At 65.0% G+C, this 17,802-nt stretch carries 19 protein-coding genes and 1 pseudogene; 16 read left to right on the top strand and 4 right to left on the bottom strand.

The window, feature by feature from the left end:
- The first annotated feature begins 27 nt into the window (after positions 1-27).
- From ABD210_RS29335 to ABD210_RS29345, 3 genes are read left to right on the top strand one after another with little or no spacing between them, the layout of a single operon-like run.
- Positions 28-519 carry a VOC family protein gene (locus tag ABD210_RS29335; protein ID WP_344115847.1) on the top strand — a complete coding sequence of 164 codons (492 nt, stop codon included), beginning with the start codon at positions 28-30 and terminating at the stop codon, positions 517-519.
- A complete protein-coding gene (locus tag ABD210_RS29340) occupies positions 516-1,196 on the top strand; it encodes an NADPH-dependent F420 reductase (RefSeq protein ID WP_344115849.1) in 681 nt (226 codons plus the stop codon). The genes ABD210_RS29335 and ABD210_RS29340 overlap by 4 nt, the downstream gene beginning before the upstream one ends.
- Complete coding sequence (locus ABD210_RS29345; protein WP_344115851.1) at positions 1,193-2,092, top strand: SDR family NAD(P)-dependent oxidoreductase; 900 nt, start codon at positions 1,193-1,195, stop codon at positions 2,090-2,092. Before ABD210_RS29340 ends, ABD210_RS29345 begins: the two co-directional genes overlap by 4 nt.
- A 91-nt stretch (positions 2,093-2,183) precedes the next feature.
- On the opposite strand, the gene ABD210_RS32570 is transcribed toward ABD210_RS29345, so the two are convergent.
- On the bottom strand, positions 2,184-2,453 hold the full coding sequence (locus ABD210_RS32570) for a TetR-like C-terminal domain-containing protein (RefSeq protein WP_425552760.1): 270 nt from the start codon (positions 2,451-2,453) through the stop codon (positions 2,184-2,186).
- 5 nt (positions 2,454-2,458) lie between these two features.
- Here ABD210_RS32570 and ABD210_RS29350 point away from each other — a divergent pair, with 5 nt between their 5' ends.
- The 3 genes from ABD210_RS29350 to ABD210_RS29360 all read left to right on the top strand — a co-directional run bounded on the left by ABD210_RS29350 (position 2,459) and on the right by ABD210_RS29360 (position 5,147).
- Positions 2,459-2,905: an iron chaperone gene (locus ABD210_RS29350; RefSeq protein ID WP_344115853.1), complete on the top strand. Its 447-nt coding sequence runs from the start codon at positions 2,459-2,461 to the stop codon at positions 2,903-2,905.
- A 267-nt stretch (positions 2,906-3,172) separates the two neighbouring features.
- Entirely contained in the window at positions 3,173-4,150 is a 978-nt protein-coding gene (locus ABD210_RS29355) for a squalene cyclase (protein WP_344115855.1), read from the top strand.
- 610 nt (positions 4,151-4,760) lie between these two features.
- Positions 4,761-5,147, top strand: a complete 387-nt coding sequence (locus ABD210_RS29360; protein WP_344115857.1) for a VOC family protein — start codon at positions 4,761-4,763, stop codon at positions 5,145-5,147.
- Positions 5,148-5,687: 540 nt separating this feature from the next.
- Here ABD210_RS29360 and ABD210_RS29365 read toward each other — a convergent pair.
- Positions 5,688-6,746 (bottom strand): annotated as a pseudogene (locus tag ABD210_RS29365) (IS1380 family transposase); the annotation flags it as partial.
- A 184-nt stretch (positions 6,747-6,930) separates the two neighbouring features.
- The gene (locus ABD210_RS29370) at positions 6,931-7,491 is read right to left on the bottom strand and encodes an NUDIX hydrolase (RefSeq protein ID WP_344115859.1); all 561 of its coding nucleotides are present in this window, start codon (positions 7,489-7,491) and stop codon (positions 6,931-6,933) included.
- A gap of 727 nt (positions 7,492-8,218) precedes the next feature.
- Between ABD210_RS29370 and ABD210_RS29375 the strand changes: the two genes are divergently transcribed.
- The 10 genes from ABD210_RS29375 to ABD210_RS29420 all read left to right on the top strand — a co-directional run bounded on the left by ABD210_RS29375 (position 8,219) and on the right by ABD210_RS29420 (position 16,642).
- Positions 8,219-8,587 (top strand): transposase, encoded by a 369-nt coding sequence (locus ABD210_RS29375; protein ID WP_344115888.1) that lies wholly within the window; start codon positions 8,219-8,221, stop codon positions 8,585-8,587.
- Positions 8,584-9,003, top strand: a complete 420-nt coding sequence (locus tag ABD210_RS29380) for a tyrosine-type recombinase/integrase (RefSeq protein ID WP_344115861.1) — start codon at positions 8,584-8,586, stop codon at positions 9,001-9,003. Before ABD210_RS29375 ends, ABD210_RS29380 begins: the two co-directional genes overlap by 4 nt.
- Positions 9,004-9,105: 102 nt before the next feature.
- Entirely contained in the window at positions 9,106-9,390 is a 285-nt protein-coding gene (locus ABD210_RS29385; protein WP_344115863.1) for a hypothetical protein, read from the top strand.
- Positions 9,391-9,474: 84 nt separating this feature from the next.
- Complete coding sequence (locus ABD210_RS29390; RefSeq protein ID WP_344115864.1) at positions 9,475-9,753, top strand: hypothetical protein; 279 nt, start codon at positions 9,475-9,477, stop codon at positions 9,751-9,753.
- Positions 9,754-10,140: 387 nt separating this feature from the next.
- Positions 10,141-10,845 carry a protein NO VEIN domain-containing protein gene (locus ABD210_RS29395; RefSeq protein WP_344115866.1) on the top strand — a complete coding sequence of 235 codons (705 nt, stop codon included), beginning with the start codon at positions 10,141-10,143 and terminating at the stop codon, positions 10,843-10,845.
- Between the two features lie 477 nt (positions 10,846-11,322).
- Positions 11,323-12,066 (top strand): hypothetical protein, encoded by a 744-nt coding sequence (locus ABD210_RS29400; protein WP_344115868.1) that lies wholly within the window; start codon positions 11,323-11,325, stop codon positions 12,064-12,066.
- 512 nt (positions 12,067-12,578) lie between these two features.
- Positions 12,579-12,899, top strand: a complete 321-nt coding sequence (locus tag ABD210_RS29405; protein ID WP_344115870.1) for a hypothetical protein — start codon at positions 12,579-12,581, stop codon at positions 12,897-12,899.
- Positions 12,900-13,008: 109 nt separating this feature from the next.
- On the top strand, positions 13,009-15,015 hold the full coding sequence (locus ABD210_RS29410; RefSeq protein ID WP_344115872.1) for a nucleotidyltransferase domain-containing protein: 2,007 nt from the start codon (positions 13,009-13,011) through the stop codon (positions 15,013-15,015).
- Positions 15,012-16,211 (top strand): hypothetical protein, encoded by a 1,200-nt coding sequence (locus ABD210_RS29415; RefSeq protein ID WP_344115874.1) that lies wholly within the window; start codon positions 15,012-15,014, stop codon positions 16,209-16,211. The genes ABD210_RS29410 and ABD210_RS29415 overlap by 4 nt, the downstream gene beginning before the upstream one ends.
- The gene (locus ABD210_RS29420; protein WP_344115876.1) at positions 16,208-16,642 is read left to right on the top strand and encodes an NUDIX hydrolase; all 435 of its coding nucleotides are present in this window, start codon (positions 16,208-16,210) and stop codon (positions 16,640-16,642) included. The genes ABD210_RS29415 and ABD210_RS29420 overlap by 4 nt, the downstream gene beginning before the upstream one ends.
- 285 nt (positions 16,643-16,927) lie before the next feature.
- Here ABD210_RS29420 and ABD210_RS29425 read toward each other — a convergent pair whose 3' ends face one another.
- Positions 16,928-17,200, bottom strand: a complete 273-nt coding sequence (locus tag ABD210_RS29425; protein ID WP_344115878.1) for an NUDIX domain-containing protein — start codon at positions 17,198-17,200, stop codon at positions 16,928-16,930.
- Positions 17,201-17,802 lie beyond the last annotated feature (602 nt).

The following is a 17,802-nucleotide window of genomic DNA, read 5'->3' on the forward strand; positions in this document are numbered from 1 at the left end:
ACTGTCCACATATCTGGAGTGGTGAGCATGATCTGGCACGTCGGCCTGGCAGTTCCCGACCTCGAGCAGGGCCTGACCGAGATGGGACAACTCTTCGACCTCACCTGGCGACCACTGGTGACCCGGTCGATGACAATCAAGGACGAGCACGGGCAGTCGTACGACGTCGACTGCCAGGTGACGTTCTCGCTCGGCGGTCCTTTCGCCGTCGAGGTGTGGCAGGGCATCCCGGGAACCCCGCTCGCGGTGCCGGAGACGGGCTGGCTGCACCACCTCGGCTACTGGGTCGAGGACCACGCCGCCGAGAAGGATCGGCTCGGTGCACTGGGCTATCCGCCCATGCTGGCGTCGGATCCGACGTTGCTGATCAGTCGCGGACCGGGCAACCTCCGCGTCGAGCCGTGTGACCTGCAGCGCGACCAGCCGTACCTGTACGACCTCTACCCACCGGACTCGCAGTACGTCGGCGACCCGGTGCTGCGATCGGCGACCGCCACGGCCAAGAGGAGCCACTCGTGAACATCGCCATCATCGGTACCGGCAACGTCGGAGGCGCCCTCACCCGACGGCTCGCGGCGCTCGGGCACCAGCTCCGCATTGCGAACTCTCGCGGTCCGGAGACGCTGACCGATCTGGCTGCGGAGACCGGTGCGCGCGCAGTTGCGCTCGCCGAGGTGGCCAACGGCGCCGACGTCCTCATCGTCGCGGTTCCGCAGCGGGCGAAGCTCGACTTCCCGGCCGGCGTCTTCGACGCTTTGCCGCAGAGCGCCGCGGTGGTGGACACCGGGAACTATGTGCCAGGGCTTCGCGACGCCGAGATCGAGCAGCTCGAGCAGGGTGAGCTCGAGAGCCGTTGGACGGAGAAGCAGTTCGGCCGGCACGTGGTGAAGGCCTTCAACAACATCACCGCGGCTCGGCTGCTGAGCGCAGGCAAACCCGCGGGTGCGCCCGGCCGGATCGCCCTGCCTGTGGCGGGTGACGACGCCACGGTGAAAGCCAGAGTGATTCAACTGGTCGACCAGTTGGGCTTCGACGCCATCGACGCCGGCGGTCTCGACGAGTCCTGGCGGCAGCAGCCGGGGACGCCGGTCTACACCACTGATCTCGACGCCGCTGCTGCCCGGATAGCCCTCGCCGAGGCGAGCACCGAGCAGACCGTCCAGTGGCGAGCACGCCTCACGGGAAGCCGTCCATGAGCGCGGCACAGCAGAGGAATGGGTCCGCAGCCGCGCACACCGCGGGGACGCTGCACGGCGCCGTCGCTGTCGTCACCGGCAGCAGCAGAGGGGTCGGCAAAGGGATCGCCGTCGAGCTGGGGCGCCGCGGTGCGACCGTCTACGTGACGGGCCGGACCGCAGCAGCCGGCTCGCACGCCCTCCCGGGCACGATCCATCAGACCGCCGAGGAGATCACGGCGGCAGGGGGACGAGGAATCGCGGTCGCCTGCGACCACTCGGACGACCAGCAGGTGGCTGACCTCTTCGCGCAGGTGGCGACCGAGCAGGGGCACCTCGACCTCTTGGTCAACAACGCCTCGATCGTTTCTCCGGACGCCTTGCAGCCGCCTCCGTTCTGGACGAAGAGCCTAGGTGCGGCCGATCAGATCACCGTCGGTCTCCGATCCGCCTACGTGGCGACCCACCTGGCCGCACCGTTGCTGCTGCGCAGCGAGCGGGCACTCGTCGTGAACATCTCGTACTACGGTGCCGTGTCGTACCACCTCGATCCCGCCTACGGCGCCACGAAGGCGGGCCTGGACAAGATGGCCTGGGATATGGCTCAGGACTTCCGGGAGTACGGTGTCGCCGTCGTCTCGGTCTGGCCCGGACCGACCAGGACCGAGCGTGCGGAGCTGATAAAACCTGACCTGCCGGATGGCCAAGACCGGGCGAGGACGTCAGAGACGCCGACCTTCACCGGCCGCGTTGTGGCGGCGCTGTACGAGGACCCGGACCTCATCCTGCGAACGGGAGAGGTGGTCATCGGGGCGGAAGCGGCCCTGCAATACGGCTTCCGTGACGTGAACGGCAAGCAGCCGCCGAGCCGGCGCGAGCAGCTCGGCTCACCTCGCGACTACGGGCCCAGACACTGAACCCGCGAAGCGAACGCCTTTGCAGGTAGGGCACTTCTCTGCGTCAGGGATGGAAGCCGACGATGGTCCCCCACTGGTAGGCCATGGCCGGTCAGGTCGCCATTGGTCGATTAGTTGGCGTTGCGTACGCGGCTATGAACATGTCCAGCAATCCATCGACCGCGTTCTCGTCGATAGGGCGGTTTGACAGCAGGCTGCGGTAGTACAAAGTGCCGCACGGCACCTCAGCGGCGAATTCCAGGTTCGCTTCCGCGGCCAGTTCACCGGTGCGCTGGGCGCGCGCAGCGCACCGGCGCCGTGGCATGGTAGATCGCCACCCACGCACCCGAGCTCGCGTCACATCACATCCGCAAGGAGACATCTGCCATGAGCAGCACCAACAAGCACGAGGGATTCACGGCCGAGGAGCGGGCCGCGATGAAGGACCACGCCCAGGATCTCAAGACAGCCGCGCGCCGCGGCTCGCGTGCGGCCAAGGCGGCGGAGGCGGAGCAGGAAGTGCTCACCAAGATCGCTGAGATGCAGGGCTCGGACCGGATCATGGCCGAGCGCGTCCATGCCGTCATCACAACCAGCGCCCCGGTCCTAGCGCCGAAGCTCTGGTACGGGATGCCCGCCTACGCGCTGAACGGCAAGATCGTCTGCTTCTTCCAGAGCGCGGAGAAGTTCAAGGCGCGCTACGCGACGCTCGGCTTCAGCGACCAGGCGAAGCTGGACGAGGGCACCATGTGGGCGGCCGGTTTCGCCCTGACCGAAGTGACGGCCGAGGTCGAGGCCCGGATCGGCGCGCTCGTGAAGCAGGCGGTGAGCTGAGGCGCGCACCCACGCGCGCCGAGGGCGACAACCGCCGATCGTCTTCGATCCAGGGTTATACCTTGACGAGCGTGCCCATCGCTGGCCGCGCGTCGCGTCATGCACACCTGACCAGGTATGACGGCAAAGTTCAACCGCGCCGCGCGACCTTGTCAGCTTCCGCGTGAAGGCTTCGTAGTTCAACTTGTGACTGCGCGCCGTCTGAACCCGAAGGGCGAGCGCGGCGTCACTGAAACCGCGGTGCTCTGGCCCGGTAGCCTGTCGAGGATGGCCCTCGATCCCGCACTGCTCAACTGGTTGGTCGACTCCGACCCAGCCCTGCGCTGGCAGGTCGAGCGCGACCTTGTGGGCGCACCGCGCGAGGTGTGGGGCGCGACCCGGGCCCGCATCGCGACAGAGGGTTTCGGTGCGCGACTGCTCGCGCTGCAGGATCCCGACGGCCAATGGGCGGGCGGCTCGTACTTCCCGAAGGACTTTGATTTCCACGGCCCCGAGGCGGCCGAGGGTGGGGGCCAGCCGTGGACCGCAACGACCTGGACGCTCAACTCGCTCCGCGACTGGGGTCTCGATGCCGCCGTGCTTGCCGGCACGGCCGACCTGCTCGCCATGAACAGCCGCTGGGAGTACGACGATCTGCCGTACTGGGGCGGTGAGGTCGACTGCTGCATCAACGCATACACGCTTGCCAATGGCGCGTGGCTTGGGGCGGATGTCTCGGGAATCGCCCAATGGTTCCTCGACCACCGCATGGCCGACGGCGGCTGGAACTGCGAGTGGGTCGAGGGCTCGACGCGCTCCTCGTTCCATTCCACCCTCAACTCCCTCAAGGGAATGTTGTACTACGAAGCTGCGACCGGGGGCAGCGACGCGCTGCGCGCGGCCAGGCAAGGCGGTGAGGAGTACCTGCTCGAGCGTCGACTGCTACGCACCTTGTCCACGACCGAACTCGTCGGGCCGTGGGCAACACAGTTCGCGTACCCGTTCCGCTGGTCCTACAGCGTGCTCAAGGCTGCGGACTACTTCCGGGCAGCGGCGCTGCACGACGGCACCGCGCCCGATCCCCGGCTGGTCGACGCGATCGAGGTGATCCGTGCCGCGCGCAGCTCCGACGGCACTTGGCTCCAGGACCGCCGCTACCCCGGGCGGGTGTGGTTCGAGGTCGACGTGCCGCCTGGCGAGCCGTCCAAGTGGCTCACGTTCTACGGCACCCGTGTGCTCGCGTGGTGGGACGCGACGATCACATAGCCCGCGATCGTGACGTCGTACGGTCGCTGCGACCAGGGCCGACCCCAACCACACCGGCCGCCCCAGAGTTGAGCGCTTCTGGAGCACCTGCCCTGGTCGAAGAGCCGACGAGGGGACTCGCGCCCCCAACAACCGCTGTCTCAGCACTCTCTGGGCGTTGCTACTCGTTGATGCTCAGATCCCCTGCTGTACTGGGGTTCTGTCCTCACAGAGCAAGCGACCGCTTGCACCGTTGGGCGTCATTTCACGTTGAAAGCCATGGCGAAACCATGGGAACGGCACCCGCCTAGGCGGTCCGGCTGCCTTCCGACTCCGCTCCTCCCGTGGCTATTCTGGCTCGGACCAGGAGTGGCGAGGGCGACCTCAGCGGACCCAGAGAGCCGAGCGGTTCTTCGGCACGCTGAAGTACGAACTTCTTTCCGAGCCGCAGGTTGACACCTGACGTCGGCGGCAACCCCCTCGCCGTCAACCTGTTCTGCCTTACCTACAACGATCTGCGACCCCACCAGGCCCTCGACGAACGCACCCACGCGCGGCTTACCTCGCCGTCGAACACTGCGATTACCGTATGGCCTTTGGCGGACCCGCTACCTGACCGGGAGGTCCTGACATGACCAGTAAGTTCACCGACCTTGCGATCGACTGTGCCGATCCCAACGCTCTCGCCCGGTTCTGGTGCTCGGTCCTCGACTACGAGGTGCAAGACGAAGACCACGGAATTGTCACAATCGGCTCCCCTATGGTGCCTGAAGGCAAGAACCACCTCGGCCCAGTGCCGCCGACGTTGACATTCGCGCACGTGCCCGAGGGCAAGACCGTCAAGAACAGGCTCCACCTCGACGTCAACCCAACCGACAGAGAGCAAGACGAAGAGGTCAACCGCCTGCTCGACCTAGGTGCTCGACACGCCGACGTCGGCCAAGGCGATGAGAGCTGGGTCGTACTGGCCGACCCAGAGGGGAACGAGTTCTGCGTCCTTGCGGGCCGCCGCCCCTGATCGCGGGCCGACCACCGCGCCGGACCTACTTCCGGTCGCCTACGCTCAGGCGAACACGATGAGGAGCCCCTCCAAAGAGGCAGAATCCGACCCGAGCAAGATCAAAGTCTGCCAAGTTCTTCTTGACTCATGACAGCTCACGGACGGCAACAAGCGGTACCCAAGACCCCGGCCGCCGGACCCTCTGAAGCGTCACTGCTGGGTCCTTGGCGACCACCGGGGGCAGCGTGGGCAATGGGTCGGCCTGATCTTGGAGTGCACGAAGATCAACTCCGAAGACTGGATCGCTCCGGTGATCTACCTCCGCAACCCAAGCGGAGCGAGGACAACCGCGACGCTTCTGGATGAAGCGGGGCAAACGGCACGGCCGCAGCTGACCCGGATCTTTCGTGACTCCGTCGTGCGCCGCGGCGACGGCTTGGCGGCCGAGGTTCGGGGGTTGATTGTTGCAGTTGGGTAGGACGGGACCCGAGTGTCGTCTCGGGTGGGCGCGGTTCCACGGGCCGGGTTCGTCGGGTCGCTGTGACGGGGATGGCGTCGTCAGCCGGGTGCGGTGAGGGCGCGGAGCCGGGTGAGCCCGGCGTGCAGCAGGGTGGTCCAGGCGCCGTTGCGGGCGAGGTGCGCGGTGGTGCGGCGGCCGGTCCGGGCGAGCCTGGCTGCGGTCGAGAACAGCCGTAGTCGTAGGCGTTTGGGTTCCCACCGGCGCGCCTGGTGGTTGGTGCCGTCGGCATCGGTGAACGCGAGTAGCTGCATCCAGGTGGTCGGTTCGCAGGCCAGGGTGACGATGGCGCACCAGATCTGGTTTTGGGTGAAGTCGTGCAGCGGCAGGTTCCTGAGTCCGGTGTCCTTGGCGGTTCGGATCCGGTCTTCGGCGCGGGCTCGGCGGCGGTGTCGCAGCTCGAGGTCGGCGAGCTGGCCGCGGGCGGTGTTGGTGGCGAACGCGGTGATCCGGTGCCCGTCAACGTCGGTGATCCGCAGCTGGGCGCCGGGGTGGGGGCGTTCCTTGCGCACGATCACCCGCATGCCGGTCGGCCAGGTCGACAGGTTGAGTAGTCCGGTGACGTCGGCGACCCAGGCGCCGTCGCGGACCCGGCCGTCGGCATCGTAGGCCGGTGCCCACACCTGATCGGGGATCAACTCGAGCTTGCCGGCGAAGTCGTCGGGCAGGGTGAACCCGACCGAGTACGACAGTCGCTGGCCGACGATCCAGTCGAGGAACTCGTGGGTGCAGCCGGCCGCGTCGGTACGGATCAGGACCCGGCGCCCGGGCCTGGTCCCGGGCCGATGGCCGGGGAGTTGTTTGAGCGCGTCGCGGACCACGGTGATGTGGTCGGCGGCGGTGTTCGAGCCGGCGTTCCCGGGTCGCAACATGACCGCCAACGGCTCGCCCGACCCGTCGGGTCCGTGGTCGACGAACGCGCACAACGGATGAAATCCATAGCCCCGCTTGAACGTCGGCGCCGCGCCCTGCTTGTCCGAATGCGCACCCACCAAGGTGGCGTCGGTATCGATGATCAGCGGGTCGTCGGCATCGCAGTCGGCGTCCGGCGCGTGCTGGCCGGCCAGCGCCCACACCCGCGCCCGGGCCGCGGCACGCGACGGCTTGAGGAATCCTGCGCCCTTGGCATGGAGGCCACCACACTGGCCAGATCCGTACGATCGATGCGGGGCACCAGCTATCTCCACGACCTCGGCAAGCATCTCTCTCCGTACCAGGACGTCAACGTCGTCAGCTCCCTGTTCGAAGGCATGATCGAGATCGGGATCTCACCCGGTGACTAGGTCAGTCAGTACCGAACGCGAGAACGTGTAGCAGGCCGACAAGAGATGCCGCGCCGATGATCTGGCCGGCGTCGATGCGTTCGCGGATCGAGTCCAGAGCGACCCAGTCGATGCGTTCCGCTTCGTTGATGTCTTCCGGTTCACCGATGTAGTCGGCGCCGTCCGAAACGAATAGCAGGTTCTCGGCGTCTGTCGTACCCACGGAGGGTTGGAGCGAGACGAGCGGCTTCACGTTCCTCGGACGCCAGCCGGTCTCCTCCTCGACCTCCCGCGCGGCAGTGACAGCTGGATCTTCATCGGGATCGACGTATCCGCCGGGCAGTTCCCACACCCAGCGGTCGACGATGAAGCGGTGCCGCCACAGCATCAGTACGTTCTCTTGCTTGTCATCGAGCACGATCATCATCGCGGCCTTGGGCATCCGCAGGACGTACTGCTCAAACTGCACACCACCTGGCAACTCCACTGATGCGATGCTCAACTGCAGCCGACGGGTGTCGTCGATTAGGCGCTCGCCGTGGATCTTCCACAGTGTGGGTTCTGTACCACCATCAGCCGTCACGCCACGACAGTACCCAACGCATCTCGTCCTTCCTGCTCACTATCCAGAGTCGCTTTTGCGACGCCCTCCACAAGCGAGCGAGCCTGCGAGACAGCGGGCCAAGGTGGCTCTGGATCGTCGTGTCCAGGCGGTAGAGATCAGGTCGGACGAGTGGGCTCATCGACGCTGGACTGAGCACATTGACAGGTTGCGAGCGCCTCGCGCAGCGCCGCGTGGGTTTGCCGTAGGTCGGTGATTTGGGCCTCCAGTCGATCGACCTCCGCGCGCATTGCGTCGAGGCGCTGCTGGCCGCCGGCGTCGCACGCCGACGGGGTGGTTTTGCGGCATCGCCAATGGCGCAGGCGGCACAGATCTGTGCAGAACCGTTGGTCGGATCTGCCAGCAATGAAGGTTGAAGCACAGTGCTCACACACTCGTCCTCGCGCGTCCAGGATGGCAAGATACTTGCTCGAGGAGTTGTCCATATTGGCTCAACGGTTGGCGGACGATGCGTTCGAATAGCCGTTGCGTTCAGCCGAAACGCCTTAACTGCAAGAAGTGTGGCGGTGATCAGCCTTGTCGGGTGGGGCTGCGGTTCAGTTAGTTGCCGTCGCCACCCACGCGATGCATTGAGTACGCTCAGGCTCGGATCAACGAGTCGGCGGGCACCTGAACTGCTCGACATCCTTGATCTTGGTCCTGGATTTCGGATCACGGCTGTTGATGAGTCGGGCGTAGCCCGATTGGCCTGGCCCGTTTTGACGGACATCCGAGATCAGGAGCTTGTGCTCCGGAACGATGTTCATTATGGAGTCCATGGGCAAGAAGACCGCGGCCTCGTCGTTCGTTCACTGCTGAGTTCAAGGCCGAGATTGTCGAGCTGTGTCAGCGCGGTGATCGGTCGGTGGGGCAGGTTGCGAAGGATTTCGACCTGACCGAGACCGCGGTCCGGGAGTGGCTGAAGCAGGCCGAACGCGACGCCGGCACCGGCACCGACGGGCTGACCACGAGCGAGAAGGACGAGCTCGCGCAGCTGCGGCGGGACAACCGCCGGCTGCGGGAGGACGTCGAGATCCTCAACCGGGCAACGGCCTTCTTCGCGAAGGAGACCCGGTGAACTGTTATCCGTTCATCGAGGCGGAGAAGGCGGGCAACCACAATGTCGCCAGGGCGCAGCACGGATCGCCCCGCGCGGACTGTCCCTCAGTCCCCGAGCTCGTCCATTGCCACATGCTGCGCAAGACCAAGGCCATGGATCTCTACCAGCAGGGCATCCCCTTGCCGATCATCATGAGGCTCCTCGGCCACGAGAACGCCTCCACCACCGCGGCGTTCTACGCCTTCGCCACCCTCGACATGATGCGCGAGGCCGTCAACGCCGCCACGCCAGCGATCAACGACTCACCCACCAGCGACTTACCGAGCATCAGCTCCAAGCCCTCCACGCCTCCGATAGCACGGGTCGTTAAGCCGAGGAATCAGCCAGCGAACCCCACCAGCACAGACGCGCGTGGTGATCGGCGGCCGGCATAGTCACTGTTATCTGCTTTCGTGAGATATATCTGTTCTGCCCGAGAACTTGCATACGTCATGAGAGTGAGCCATTCTCATGAGAACTGAATTGGAGGGCTACCTATGTCTGTGAAGGCGCCTCGGGTACTGACCATCTCGTTCGAGCTGCGGGTTCCGAGAGGACTCCCGGTGAACATCCGTACTGGCCGGGTGGAAAACGCCATCAGCCGAATCGTCGGTGCTGTTCAGGGGCTGGTGCCGACCGTGTTCCCGTGGGCAGACCAGGTGATCGTGCGGTACGACTGGTCGTACCGCTGGTGGGAAGACACGGAGAAGATCACCCTGCCCGTAACCGCGGAGAACACCGTCCCCGCCGAGGTACTGGCCGAGTTGGAAGAAGCCAACTAGGTCATCGCTCGCGCTGCCCGCGCCTAGAGACCTAACGACGCTTGGTTACCGAGCGCTCGACTCATGCAGGGGCAGACTGTGCGCTTGGACTGGACACGTGAGGGCCTTGAGGAGGCGGGCTTCGACGGCTTCGTACGGTTTGCCGACCTCACGTTGCCCCAGGTGCCCGCTGGGCCGGGCGTGTACGTCGTTGTGCGAGAGAACGAAGCGCCTCCGGCGTTCCTGGCAGTCAGTCCTGCTGGACGATTCAAGGGCAAGGATCCGGCCGTGGGAACTACCGAGCTCGAGGCTGTTTGGGTGGACGGCGCGCGAATCGTCTACATCGGCAAGCGGGTGCTAACGCCTCTGGTCGCCGAGGGCTAAAAGAGGCTGGAGGAGTACCGTCGGCACGGAGCGGGTGAGCCAGCGGGCCATCGCGGCGGCCGGTACATCTGGCAACTCTGTGACAGGGACGAACTACTAATTGCTTGGATCGAGACGCCGATCTCCGAGGCCGAGGACCTGGAATCTGAGCTGATCGCCCGATTCGTAGCCGATTACGGCGCGCGCCCGTTCGCTAACCGCAAGGCAGGCCGGAATCGTGATCGCTGAACGCCTGCCCGCGCGTCATCCTCGACCGGCCGGCGCGGCGCGCCCTACGGTGTGGGCGTGACCTCCGAGCTCCCGTCCCATGACTCGAACACCAGGCTGGCCGCGCTTCTTCGAGCCGGACTGGCCCGGGCCGACACCGAGGGACGGGCACGGGTCCCGGTGAAACTGTTTTCGCCTGTAGAGCAGGACGAATTGCAGACGCTGCTGCACGCATATCTGTGGGATACCGCCGCCCCCCACGACGACGACTGGCATCGCTCGCCGGGCAACATCATGACCTTGTGGGCGGAGTTGCTCGAGATCGGACCCAGCACCCGCCACCGACTCATCCCACTGCGCACCGAGCTGGTCAAGGCCCTGACGGACCGCGGCCTGGCCTATCGCACCCACCCGCGATCCGTGCCCGTACTGGTGCGCGAATACAGCGGCGGCCTCCCTGCCCCCGTGCACCCAGGAGACCCACGAGAAGCCTCGTCCACAATCGCGGTCGGCTCGTGGGGAGCCGGATTCGGTGATCCTGCAACGAACCGCGAGGTGGAACTGGCTGCCGAAGCGGTGGTCACTCGCCATTACGAGCGACGCGGTTGGACCGTCACCCGCGTCGCGCACCTCAACTGTGGATGGGACCTGACCGCGAGCCGGGGCGAGACGGAGAGGCACCTCGAGGTAAAGGGCGTATCCAGCTCCATGCCCTCCATACTCCTCACCCGAAACGAACTACGTGCGGCCGAGCGGAACAGCACCTGGTTGCTCGCGATTGTCACAACGGCACTGACCAGTCCGAAGTTGCAGGAGTTCTCTCGAAATGCGGTGATGTCGGCTGCAGACCCAATTGTGTTCCGCGTCAACCTCATCTCCGGGTGATTCCAGCGGGAGAGATGCCGGACCCAACCACGGCGCCAGAGGTCTGCGCGGCGCGACCATCTGTGCTGGGCCCCTACAGTCGCGGCATGCACACCCGCTGGTTCGAGCGCCCGGAGGGCGACGCGCTGGTCCTGCACAAGACCCCGCGTCTGGCCTGCTGGAAGACCCGACGCAAGCCGCCGCATGCGTTGAGCACGGAGGAGCGGGAGCAGTGGTTCGAGCTGTTAAGTCAGGACGTGCGAGCTGTACGCGCCGACCTGGTCGACCTCTGTAACTTCACGCTGGCTACCGGTGAGCGGATCGGGGAGACGCTCGCGATTCGTTGGGCGGACGTGTCGCGCGACACCTGCGAGGTGAACTGCTCGCATCAGATCCAGCGCCGGAAGGGTCATGGCCTGGTCCGCGTTCGGGTGAAGTCAGAGGCCGGTGACCGTGTTTTGCTCCTGCGGAGTGGGCGGTCGACATGCTGCGCACCCGATGGCGGCATGGGGACTGCTGGCGGAGGCCTATCGGTGTGCGCACACGGTCGGCATCGCGACGGGCTACCCCGATCTGTCGTTGATCGCCTTGGGGCGGATGGACTGGGCTGCCCAACGGTCGGGTGATCGAGCCCCAGGTTTGCGGGCCGCCCGTGAATACCTGCGGGTGACCGCCTACCTCCGCAAGCACGACTACGACACCTGCTGGGTCTTGAATGCTGCAGGACGGTCACATCTCGAGGGCACAGACTCCCGTACTCCGGGCACGCTGATCGCTGCGGGCCAGTTGAACCTAGGCGCAGCGGTGCTCGCCGCCCGCACCGGCGATCCGAGCGCGGCGAAGGAGTACCTGGACGAGGCTCGGTACTACGCGCGGCAAACGGGTGACGACCTGGAGGGGTTCTGGTTCGCCTTCGGTCCGACGAATGTGGTTGTGCACCGGGTCATGACGTTGATTGAGCTCGGCGATTACGCCCACGCCATCCGTTTCGGGGAGACGATTGAGTTCCCGCCGGGCTGGCTGCCGACACGTATCGGGCACCACCACTTCGACATGGCACGCGCCTACCAGCGTATGAAGCTGCCCGATGAATCCCTGCGGCATCTACAACTTGCTCGCCAAGCCGCACCCGGGCAGGCTCGCCGTCACCCCACGGTGAGGGCCGTGGTTGCCGACCTGCTGCAGACCGAACGACGTCCCTCAGAGGCGCTCACCCGGTACGCGGGCTGGATCGGTCTCTAAAGCCTTACCTGGCAAGTTTCACAAACTGTGCAAGTCAGCCCTGCTGTGTCTAGCCAGCATTGATCACGTAGCGCACCGATGCGACTACCGGAGTCCCCACTGGGTCTCCGCCACCGATCCAACGGGTGAATCAATGGCTACCGGCTTCTGGGTTCTCATGCTCATCACGCTCGTGCTGTACATCGCCATCATCGGCGACATCCACCGTGACCTGCAGGACGCCTGATGGACACCCTCACGGAGAAACCACGGCGGCGCGTCTGCGTCTGGTTTGGCGAGCACAAGATCGTGGAGCACGTCTCCGAGCCGGCGTTCGCGGCTCCGTCCGAGGCGACCATGCGCCGTCGCTTTGCCTCCTGTTTGGCTCGCACCGGCGTACCCGCGGACCAGTTGGAACAGCGCTCCGGGCCTCAGCAGCCGCAAGGCTGCCTCGGGCGTGGCTGGCGTGCCGTCGCAGATTTCACCACTGCAACGAACCAAGAACTTCGTTCGGATACATCAATGAGCACTTCATGATGGGCGACTCGGAACTCGCGGCTATGCGCCGAAGGATTGTCGAGTGTTCTCAGGCCGATGGCGGCGAGCTGGCAGCCATCTATATCGAGCGTGTTGAGACGAGTCCGTTCGCCTGGCGAGCGCTTCTCGAGAAGTTGGCTGACAGTTCTGGCCTGAACGTAGTGATCGTGCCCGGCCTGCACCACCTCGCAAGCATCGGCCACCCAGCCGATGTGCGAAACATCCTGCTGGGGTTCGGCGCCGACGTGCTCGTGGCCGCTCAAGGCGACCGCGTTGGCCGAGCGGCAACACAAGCGAAACCACCGCCGATGTCCTGACCTAAGCCCGGTGGGCAGGCGTATCGATCCCTGCATCTGCGCCTGCCCGCCGTTCCAATCGCTGCATCTGGTTCGCAGCGCAGTGAGCATTGCCCATGAAGGAGCATCCGTGGAGTCGATCCAGCAACATAGGCCCGGTGCGCACCCAAACCGTGAGCTCCCCGCTCAACGAACTAGCAACAACTTGCCCCTCGACGCGTTTGGCAGCGGCGACGGCACGAGCGCGGGCACGGCTCTATCAATCGCAATCAGCGGGCCTGACAACGTCGGGAAGACCACGCAGATCCGAATACTTGCTCGCCGGATTGGCCGGGAAGCCCACCTCGCGGGCCAGCTGGACCACTACGACTCGCGGTGGCCGGCTATCAGGAATGGCGGGATGGCCGACTGGTGGTTCCACACGGCCTCGATGGAGGAGGTGGCCGATGTGCTTGCCAGTTCGTACCTCGAGCGCTCCCGCGCGAGGCTGTCTGCGACTACCTGGCTCGTGGATCGGGGTATGCCGATGTTGGAAGCGTCTGTGGCGGCGACGGTCGCGGTCCGTGAAGGCATCGGTCATTGCCAGGCTGCGGATCGCGCACGCCAACTTCTGAAGCCGTTCAGCCACGACATTGCGCGGGCGGAAGCATCCGAGTTCGGAGTCGTACTCCTACAGGACGATGACCCGATTGTCGGCGTGGCGCGGAGCTTGGAGCGTGAACCGGCGGTCACCGAGACCTACGTGGCGTATCAGCAGTACCTGCATGACCAGTTGCATCGACTTGTTGACGAACGCCGGTTCGCGGTCAGGATCGTCGCCGGTGGTCGCTCGATCTTGGCCGTCCAGAATGATCTGCGACGCCACCTTCGAACGGTCCATACTGCGGTGCCCGAAGCGGCGCTCGCCAGGATTCAGGTGCTGGCGCTTGGCGGTATGTCCGAGAGCGGGAAGAGCACGGTTGGCGAGTATCTGCGTACCTCTCACAGCCATGCTCGACTGAAGATCGGCTACCTCATTGAGGAAGCGGCCAGTCGGTGTGGCATCGACCAGCCCTATCGAGCTGACGCCGCCGTTCGTGCTGAGCTGCTTGTCGACAGTCTCGACCGATACTGCGCGGCACATCATTTCCTCTGCGCAGCGTCCGTCGAGTCCCTGCACGACTACGACTCCACCAGGGAGCTCCGCAAGCTCCTTGGTAGTCAGCTCTCCGTCCTGTATGTCGAAACCTCGGCTGCTGTGCGCGCCATCCGGGGGACTGCCGGGCCGGCCGACGTGACGGAGCGCGATGCGGTGAAGCAGGAGCGTGGGGCTTCTGCGATCGTCCGCATCGCGGATGAGGTCATCGATAACAACGGAACCCGCCTTGAGTTGGAGCGCACGATCGACCGCCTCGTCCTGACGAGCAGATGGCCCACCGTTACGCCGACGGCAGCACCTGTCGAGAAGCTCAATCTGCCCGCTCACCTGGCGTCCTACCTCTCAACCCTCGTCAATCGGCTCACCGGTGTGTCGCCTGTCATCGACCTGCTCGCCGTCACCGGTAGTGGGGCGCGTGGCAAGTATCAGCAGGGATGGAGCGATCTGGACGTGCTCGTCATCGCCGACCAGGACTGCATCCCCCATCTGCGCGCCATTGTGGACGAGTTGGCGAGTGAGCTCGGCGGTGTAAAGCTCGGACTCACGATCGTGACGTTGGCGGAGTGCCAGGCCGGCGCGGTCACGTCTCGGCTGCTCTACGTGCTGAGATTGATCGGAACGGGCACAGTCATACCGCTCTGGCGTAGGCCCGACCTCGCGCTACCAGTGCCTGACGCTGATATGGATGTGGATGCAAGCGTCCGGGACGGAATCCAAGCGGCGGTCGAGCTTCGCAGGCAGCTGCTCCGGCCGGTGCCTGAGGTGCGAGATCTGTACAAAGTGACAGCCCTTCTGGCCAAGATCATGCTTCGGTTCGAAGGTGTTGAATGCCCATCTGACGACGAGGCACTCACTGTATTTCTGCTGCGGAGACATGCCGAACAACACGGTGGACTACTCAAAGATGCCCGCATGAGGTTGAAGCAGACGCAGCGGTTGGCTGCGTTCGTCCTGGACCAGTGGCTGTTCACTCTCGTCCCAGCAGGAGACGCGGCGTGAGGCCGCGTGGAGGCGGCTTCCGTAAGATCCTCTCCGCAGCCGAGGCAGACGCCGAATCGGCAGGCTGGCGGGAGGTTTCCAAGCATGTTGCTGCCCCAGCGTTGCTGAGACGCTCGTCGACAGGCGACCGGCACACGTTGATCTACGAGGACGTCTTCGCCGAAGGGCGCTGCGACCTGCTCCTCGGTGACGTGATCGCTCTCGCCGACCGCGATCCGACAGTTGTGCCCCGTGTGGAGAACCTCGTTGACGGAATCTGCCGTGATCTTTGTCGAGTCGCCAAGCGCACCGGACGTGTGGCGCGATTGGCCGACTGCGTTCCGAACCTCTACCAGGACCGCATCCGCCCGGGTGGCCGGATTGACGCGTGGTATGCCTATCAGGATGTGCCGATCGCGATCCCTAACGCACCGAAGGTGTCCCTGGCCGCTCTGTCAAAGTACGACCTGATGGTGAACGGCGTTCCGCGCAGCCTGGACATCGGACGGCTCGTTCTCGAGGTGAGACGGGTGCTCAACCCCGACAGCCGTCGGATGACAGCCCTGACTCAGGGAGATCCGACGGAGCCCAATGTCGCGGAGCCGTTGTGCTGGCTCGACTTTGGATGCGCGGGCCGCAACACGCTCGCGGGAGAGATTGCGAACCTCCTCTGGTACCTGCTCGCGATGGGCGGATGGCTCGTTCCGACTTATCAGCCCGAGGTCTACGCCCGAACACTGCGTCTGGGCCTCGAACCATACGTCGTGCCGCGACTTCAGCACGTCGATGTGTCCGAGCGGCACCGCAAAATCGACGTTCGTTACTCATGGCGCGTTGGCGCTGGTCGCCATGCTGCGGTGACGCGGCTCCTGCATTGGCTGCGATCTGACCTCGCCGAGGTCGCCGACCAGCCTCCGGCCCACCTCATGGGACAGATCAGAGTCTTCATGGCGATGCGCATACTCGGCGTTATCCCTGCGCATCAGTTACACGCGCATGACCTCATCCTGGTGCTGGCGAAGCTTGCTGAGAGCCAGGACGCCGACACGTCCCTTGACGGCTTCGCTCGCCTGGATGTGGTCGAGCCAGATCGCGCGGCCCGACACCACGAGCCAGCTGATCTCTCGTCAGGTCATATCCCCGCAGTAACCTTCGCAGAGCAACGTCGGCGGAGTGAGTCAGGAAGCGCCCAGCATTCGAGAAAGGTCTCGCGATGATCGATCGAGTTCGGGCCATCCTCGTCACCCCCGCAGACACCATCCTGCTCATCAGGCGTGTCAGGCCAGGGATACCGCCCTACTGGGTCTTCCCAGGCGGCGGTGTCGAACCGACCGACGAGACTTTCGAGGCGGCCCTGCACCGTGAGATTCATGAAGAGCTGGCCGGCCGCGCGAAGGTCGTGAAGACGTTCCACGTCATAGAACGGGATGGCGAACGAGAGCACTTCTATCTCGCCACGATCGAGGACTGGTCATTCGACGACCGGAACGGACCCGAATTCAGCGAGACTGGGCGGGGGGAGTACTACCTCGACGAGGTTCCCCTCACGGTTGAGGCGATTGCCGACCTCAACCTGAAGCCTGCCGAAGCGGCCGCCGTACTTCGCGATGCCATTGTCAAGAACGAGGTTTCTGCGAAGCAGGGATGAGACTGGAAGACCTCCTCATCATCGGCGGCAGGCAGATTGGCGAGTTCTGTCGAGGACTCCGTGTACTCCAGCTGCGATGGCCACAAGGAAGAACCCTCGCTGACCGATTGAGCTGGCTGTCGCAAAGACGCGCGACCGTCGACAGGGGGACGTACTTCCCTGCTTGTTCACCCAGCGTCGACAAGACTCGTGCCACATCGGCCGGCTCGAAGGCACTGGTGTAAAACAGTTGCATCCCAAGGCCCCTCCTCAGCCAGCCGCACCAGGTCGGCGTCCGTTGTTCGATCACCAGCGATGTGCTGGACGCCGACCGGTCTCTTCCTCGACTTCGTGGGCTGCGGTTGCGGCCGGGTCTTCGTCAGGGTCGACGTAGCCGCCGGGGAGTTCCCAAACCCAGCGGTTGATGATGAAGCGGTGTCGCCACATCATCAGGACGTTCTCTCTCGCGCGCCGTCGAGGGCGACTCGACGGGACTTGACCGAGCGATCGCCGAGCACACGCGGGTAGAAGACCCCGCCAAGCGGTCAGTAAGGGGTCAGTTCGATGCTCCATGAGCATTCACCAACAAGCATATGCCCTGGTCAGAGAGCCGACGAGGGGACTCGAACCCCTAACCACCGCTTTCTCCGCACTCGCCGCGCGTTACTACCCATTGGTGCTCAGATCCCTTACAGCATTGGGACTCTGGCCCGGGAGGTCACTCGACCTCCTCTACTGTTTGGCGTTGTTTCGCGTTCAAAAGCATGGGGCCGACGGTCTGGATCGATCCGTAGCGGCGAGGTTTAAGTTCGCCCACCCCCATCCGCTCGCGTTCGTGCTAGTTCATTGGAGCGTCCTGCTCCGACTGCCGCACCTTCGCGGACCGCTGCGGATCCGGGCGAACTGCAACTACGCCTGCAACTACAGACCCCCAGCGCGGAGGCGGTCCGGCGGTCTTCCGACACGCTTCCTCCCGCGGCTTCAGCTCGGGCTAGGGCTCAGGAGGGTGACCACACCGGACCTAGGTCTGAGTCTGCCAGCACCTGGTCCGATGTGGACGCGGTGTCCACAGGGCGCTCCTGGGTGACACGTATGTGTCAACTGATATGTAGGGACCTCTTGTCAATAGGCAGGTTGAGGCGCCCGTCCCGGAGTGTGTTCGGGGTGGGCGCCTCGTGGCT

This window comes from Kribbella alba (assembly GCF_039529635.1).
GTDB classification, from domain to species: Bacteria; Actinomycetota; Actinomycetes; order Propionibacteriales; family Kribbellaceae; genus Kribbella; species Kribbella alba.

Excerpts from the sequence above, each read along its gene's own strand:
- ABD210_RS29420 (WP_344115876.1), top strand. The coding sequence starts at position 16,208 with ATGATCGATCGAGTTCGGGCCATCCTCGTCACCCCCGCAGACACCATC.
- ABD210_RS29400 (WP_344115868.1), top strand. The coding sequence starts at position 11,323 with ATGGCGGCATGGGGACTGCTGGCGGAGGCCTATCGGTGTGCGCACACG.
- ABD210_RS29335 (WP_344115847.1), top strand. The coding sequence starts at position 28 with ATGATCTGGCACGTCGGCCTGGCAGTTCCCGACCTCGAGCAGGGCCTG.
- ABD210_RS29350 (WP_344115853.1), top strand. The coding sequence starts at position 2,459 with ATGAGCAGCACCAACAAGCACGAGGGATTCACGGCCGAGGAGCGGGCC.
- ABD210_RS29405 (WP_344115870.1), top strand. The coding sequence starts at position 12,579 with ATGATGGGCGACTCGGAACTCGCGGCTATGCGCCGAAGGATTGTCGAG.
- ABD210_RS29385 (WP_344115863.1), top strand. The coding sequence starts at position 9,106 with ATGTCTGTGAAGGCGCCTCGGGTACTGACCATCTCGTTCGAGCTGCGG.
- ABD210_RS32570 (WP_425552760.1), bottom strand. The coding sequence starts at position 2,453 with ATGTCTCCTTGCGGATGTGATGTGACGCGAGCTCGGGTGCGTGGGTGG.
- ABD210_RS29345 (WP_344115851.1), top strand. The coding sequence starts at position 1,193 with ATGAGCGCGGCACAGCAGAGGAATGGGTCCGCAGCCGCGCACACCGCG.
- ABD210_RS29360 (WP_344115857.1), top strand. The coding sequence starts at position 4,761 with ATGACCAGTAAGTTCACCGACCTTGCGATCGACTGTGCCGATCCCAAC.
- ABD210_RS29355 (WP_344115855.1), top strand. The coding sequence starts at position 3,173 with ATGGCCCTCGATCCCGCACTGCTCAACTGGTTGGTCGACTCCGACCCA.
- ABD210_RS29425 (WP_344115878.1), bottom strand. The coding sequence starts at position 17,200 with ATGCTCATGGAGCATCGAACTGACCCCTTACTGACCGCTTGGCGGGGT.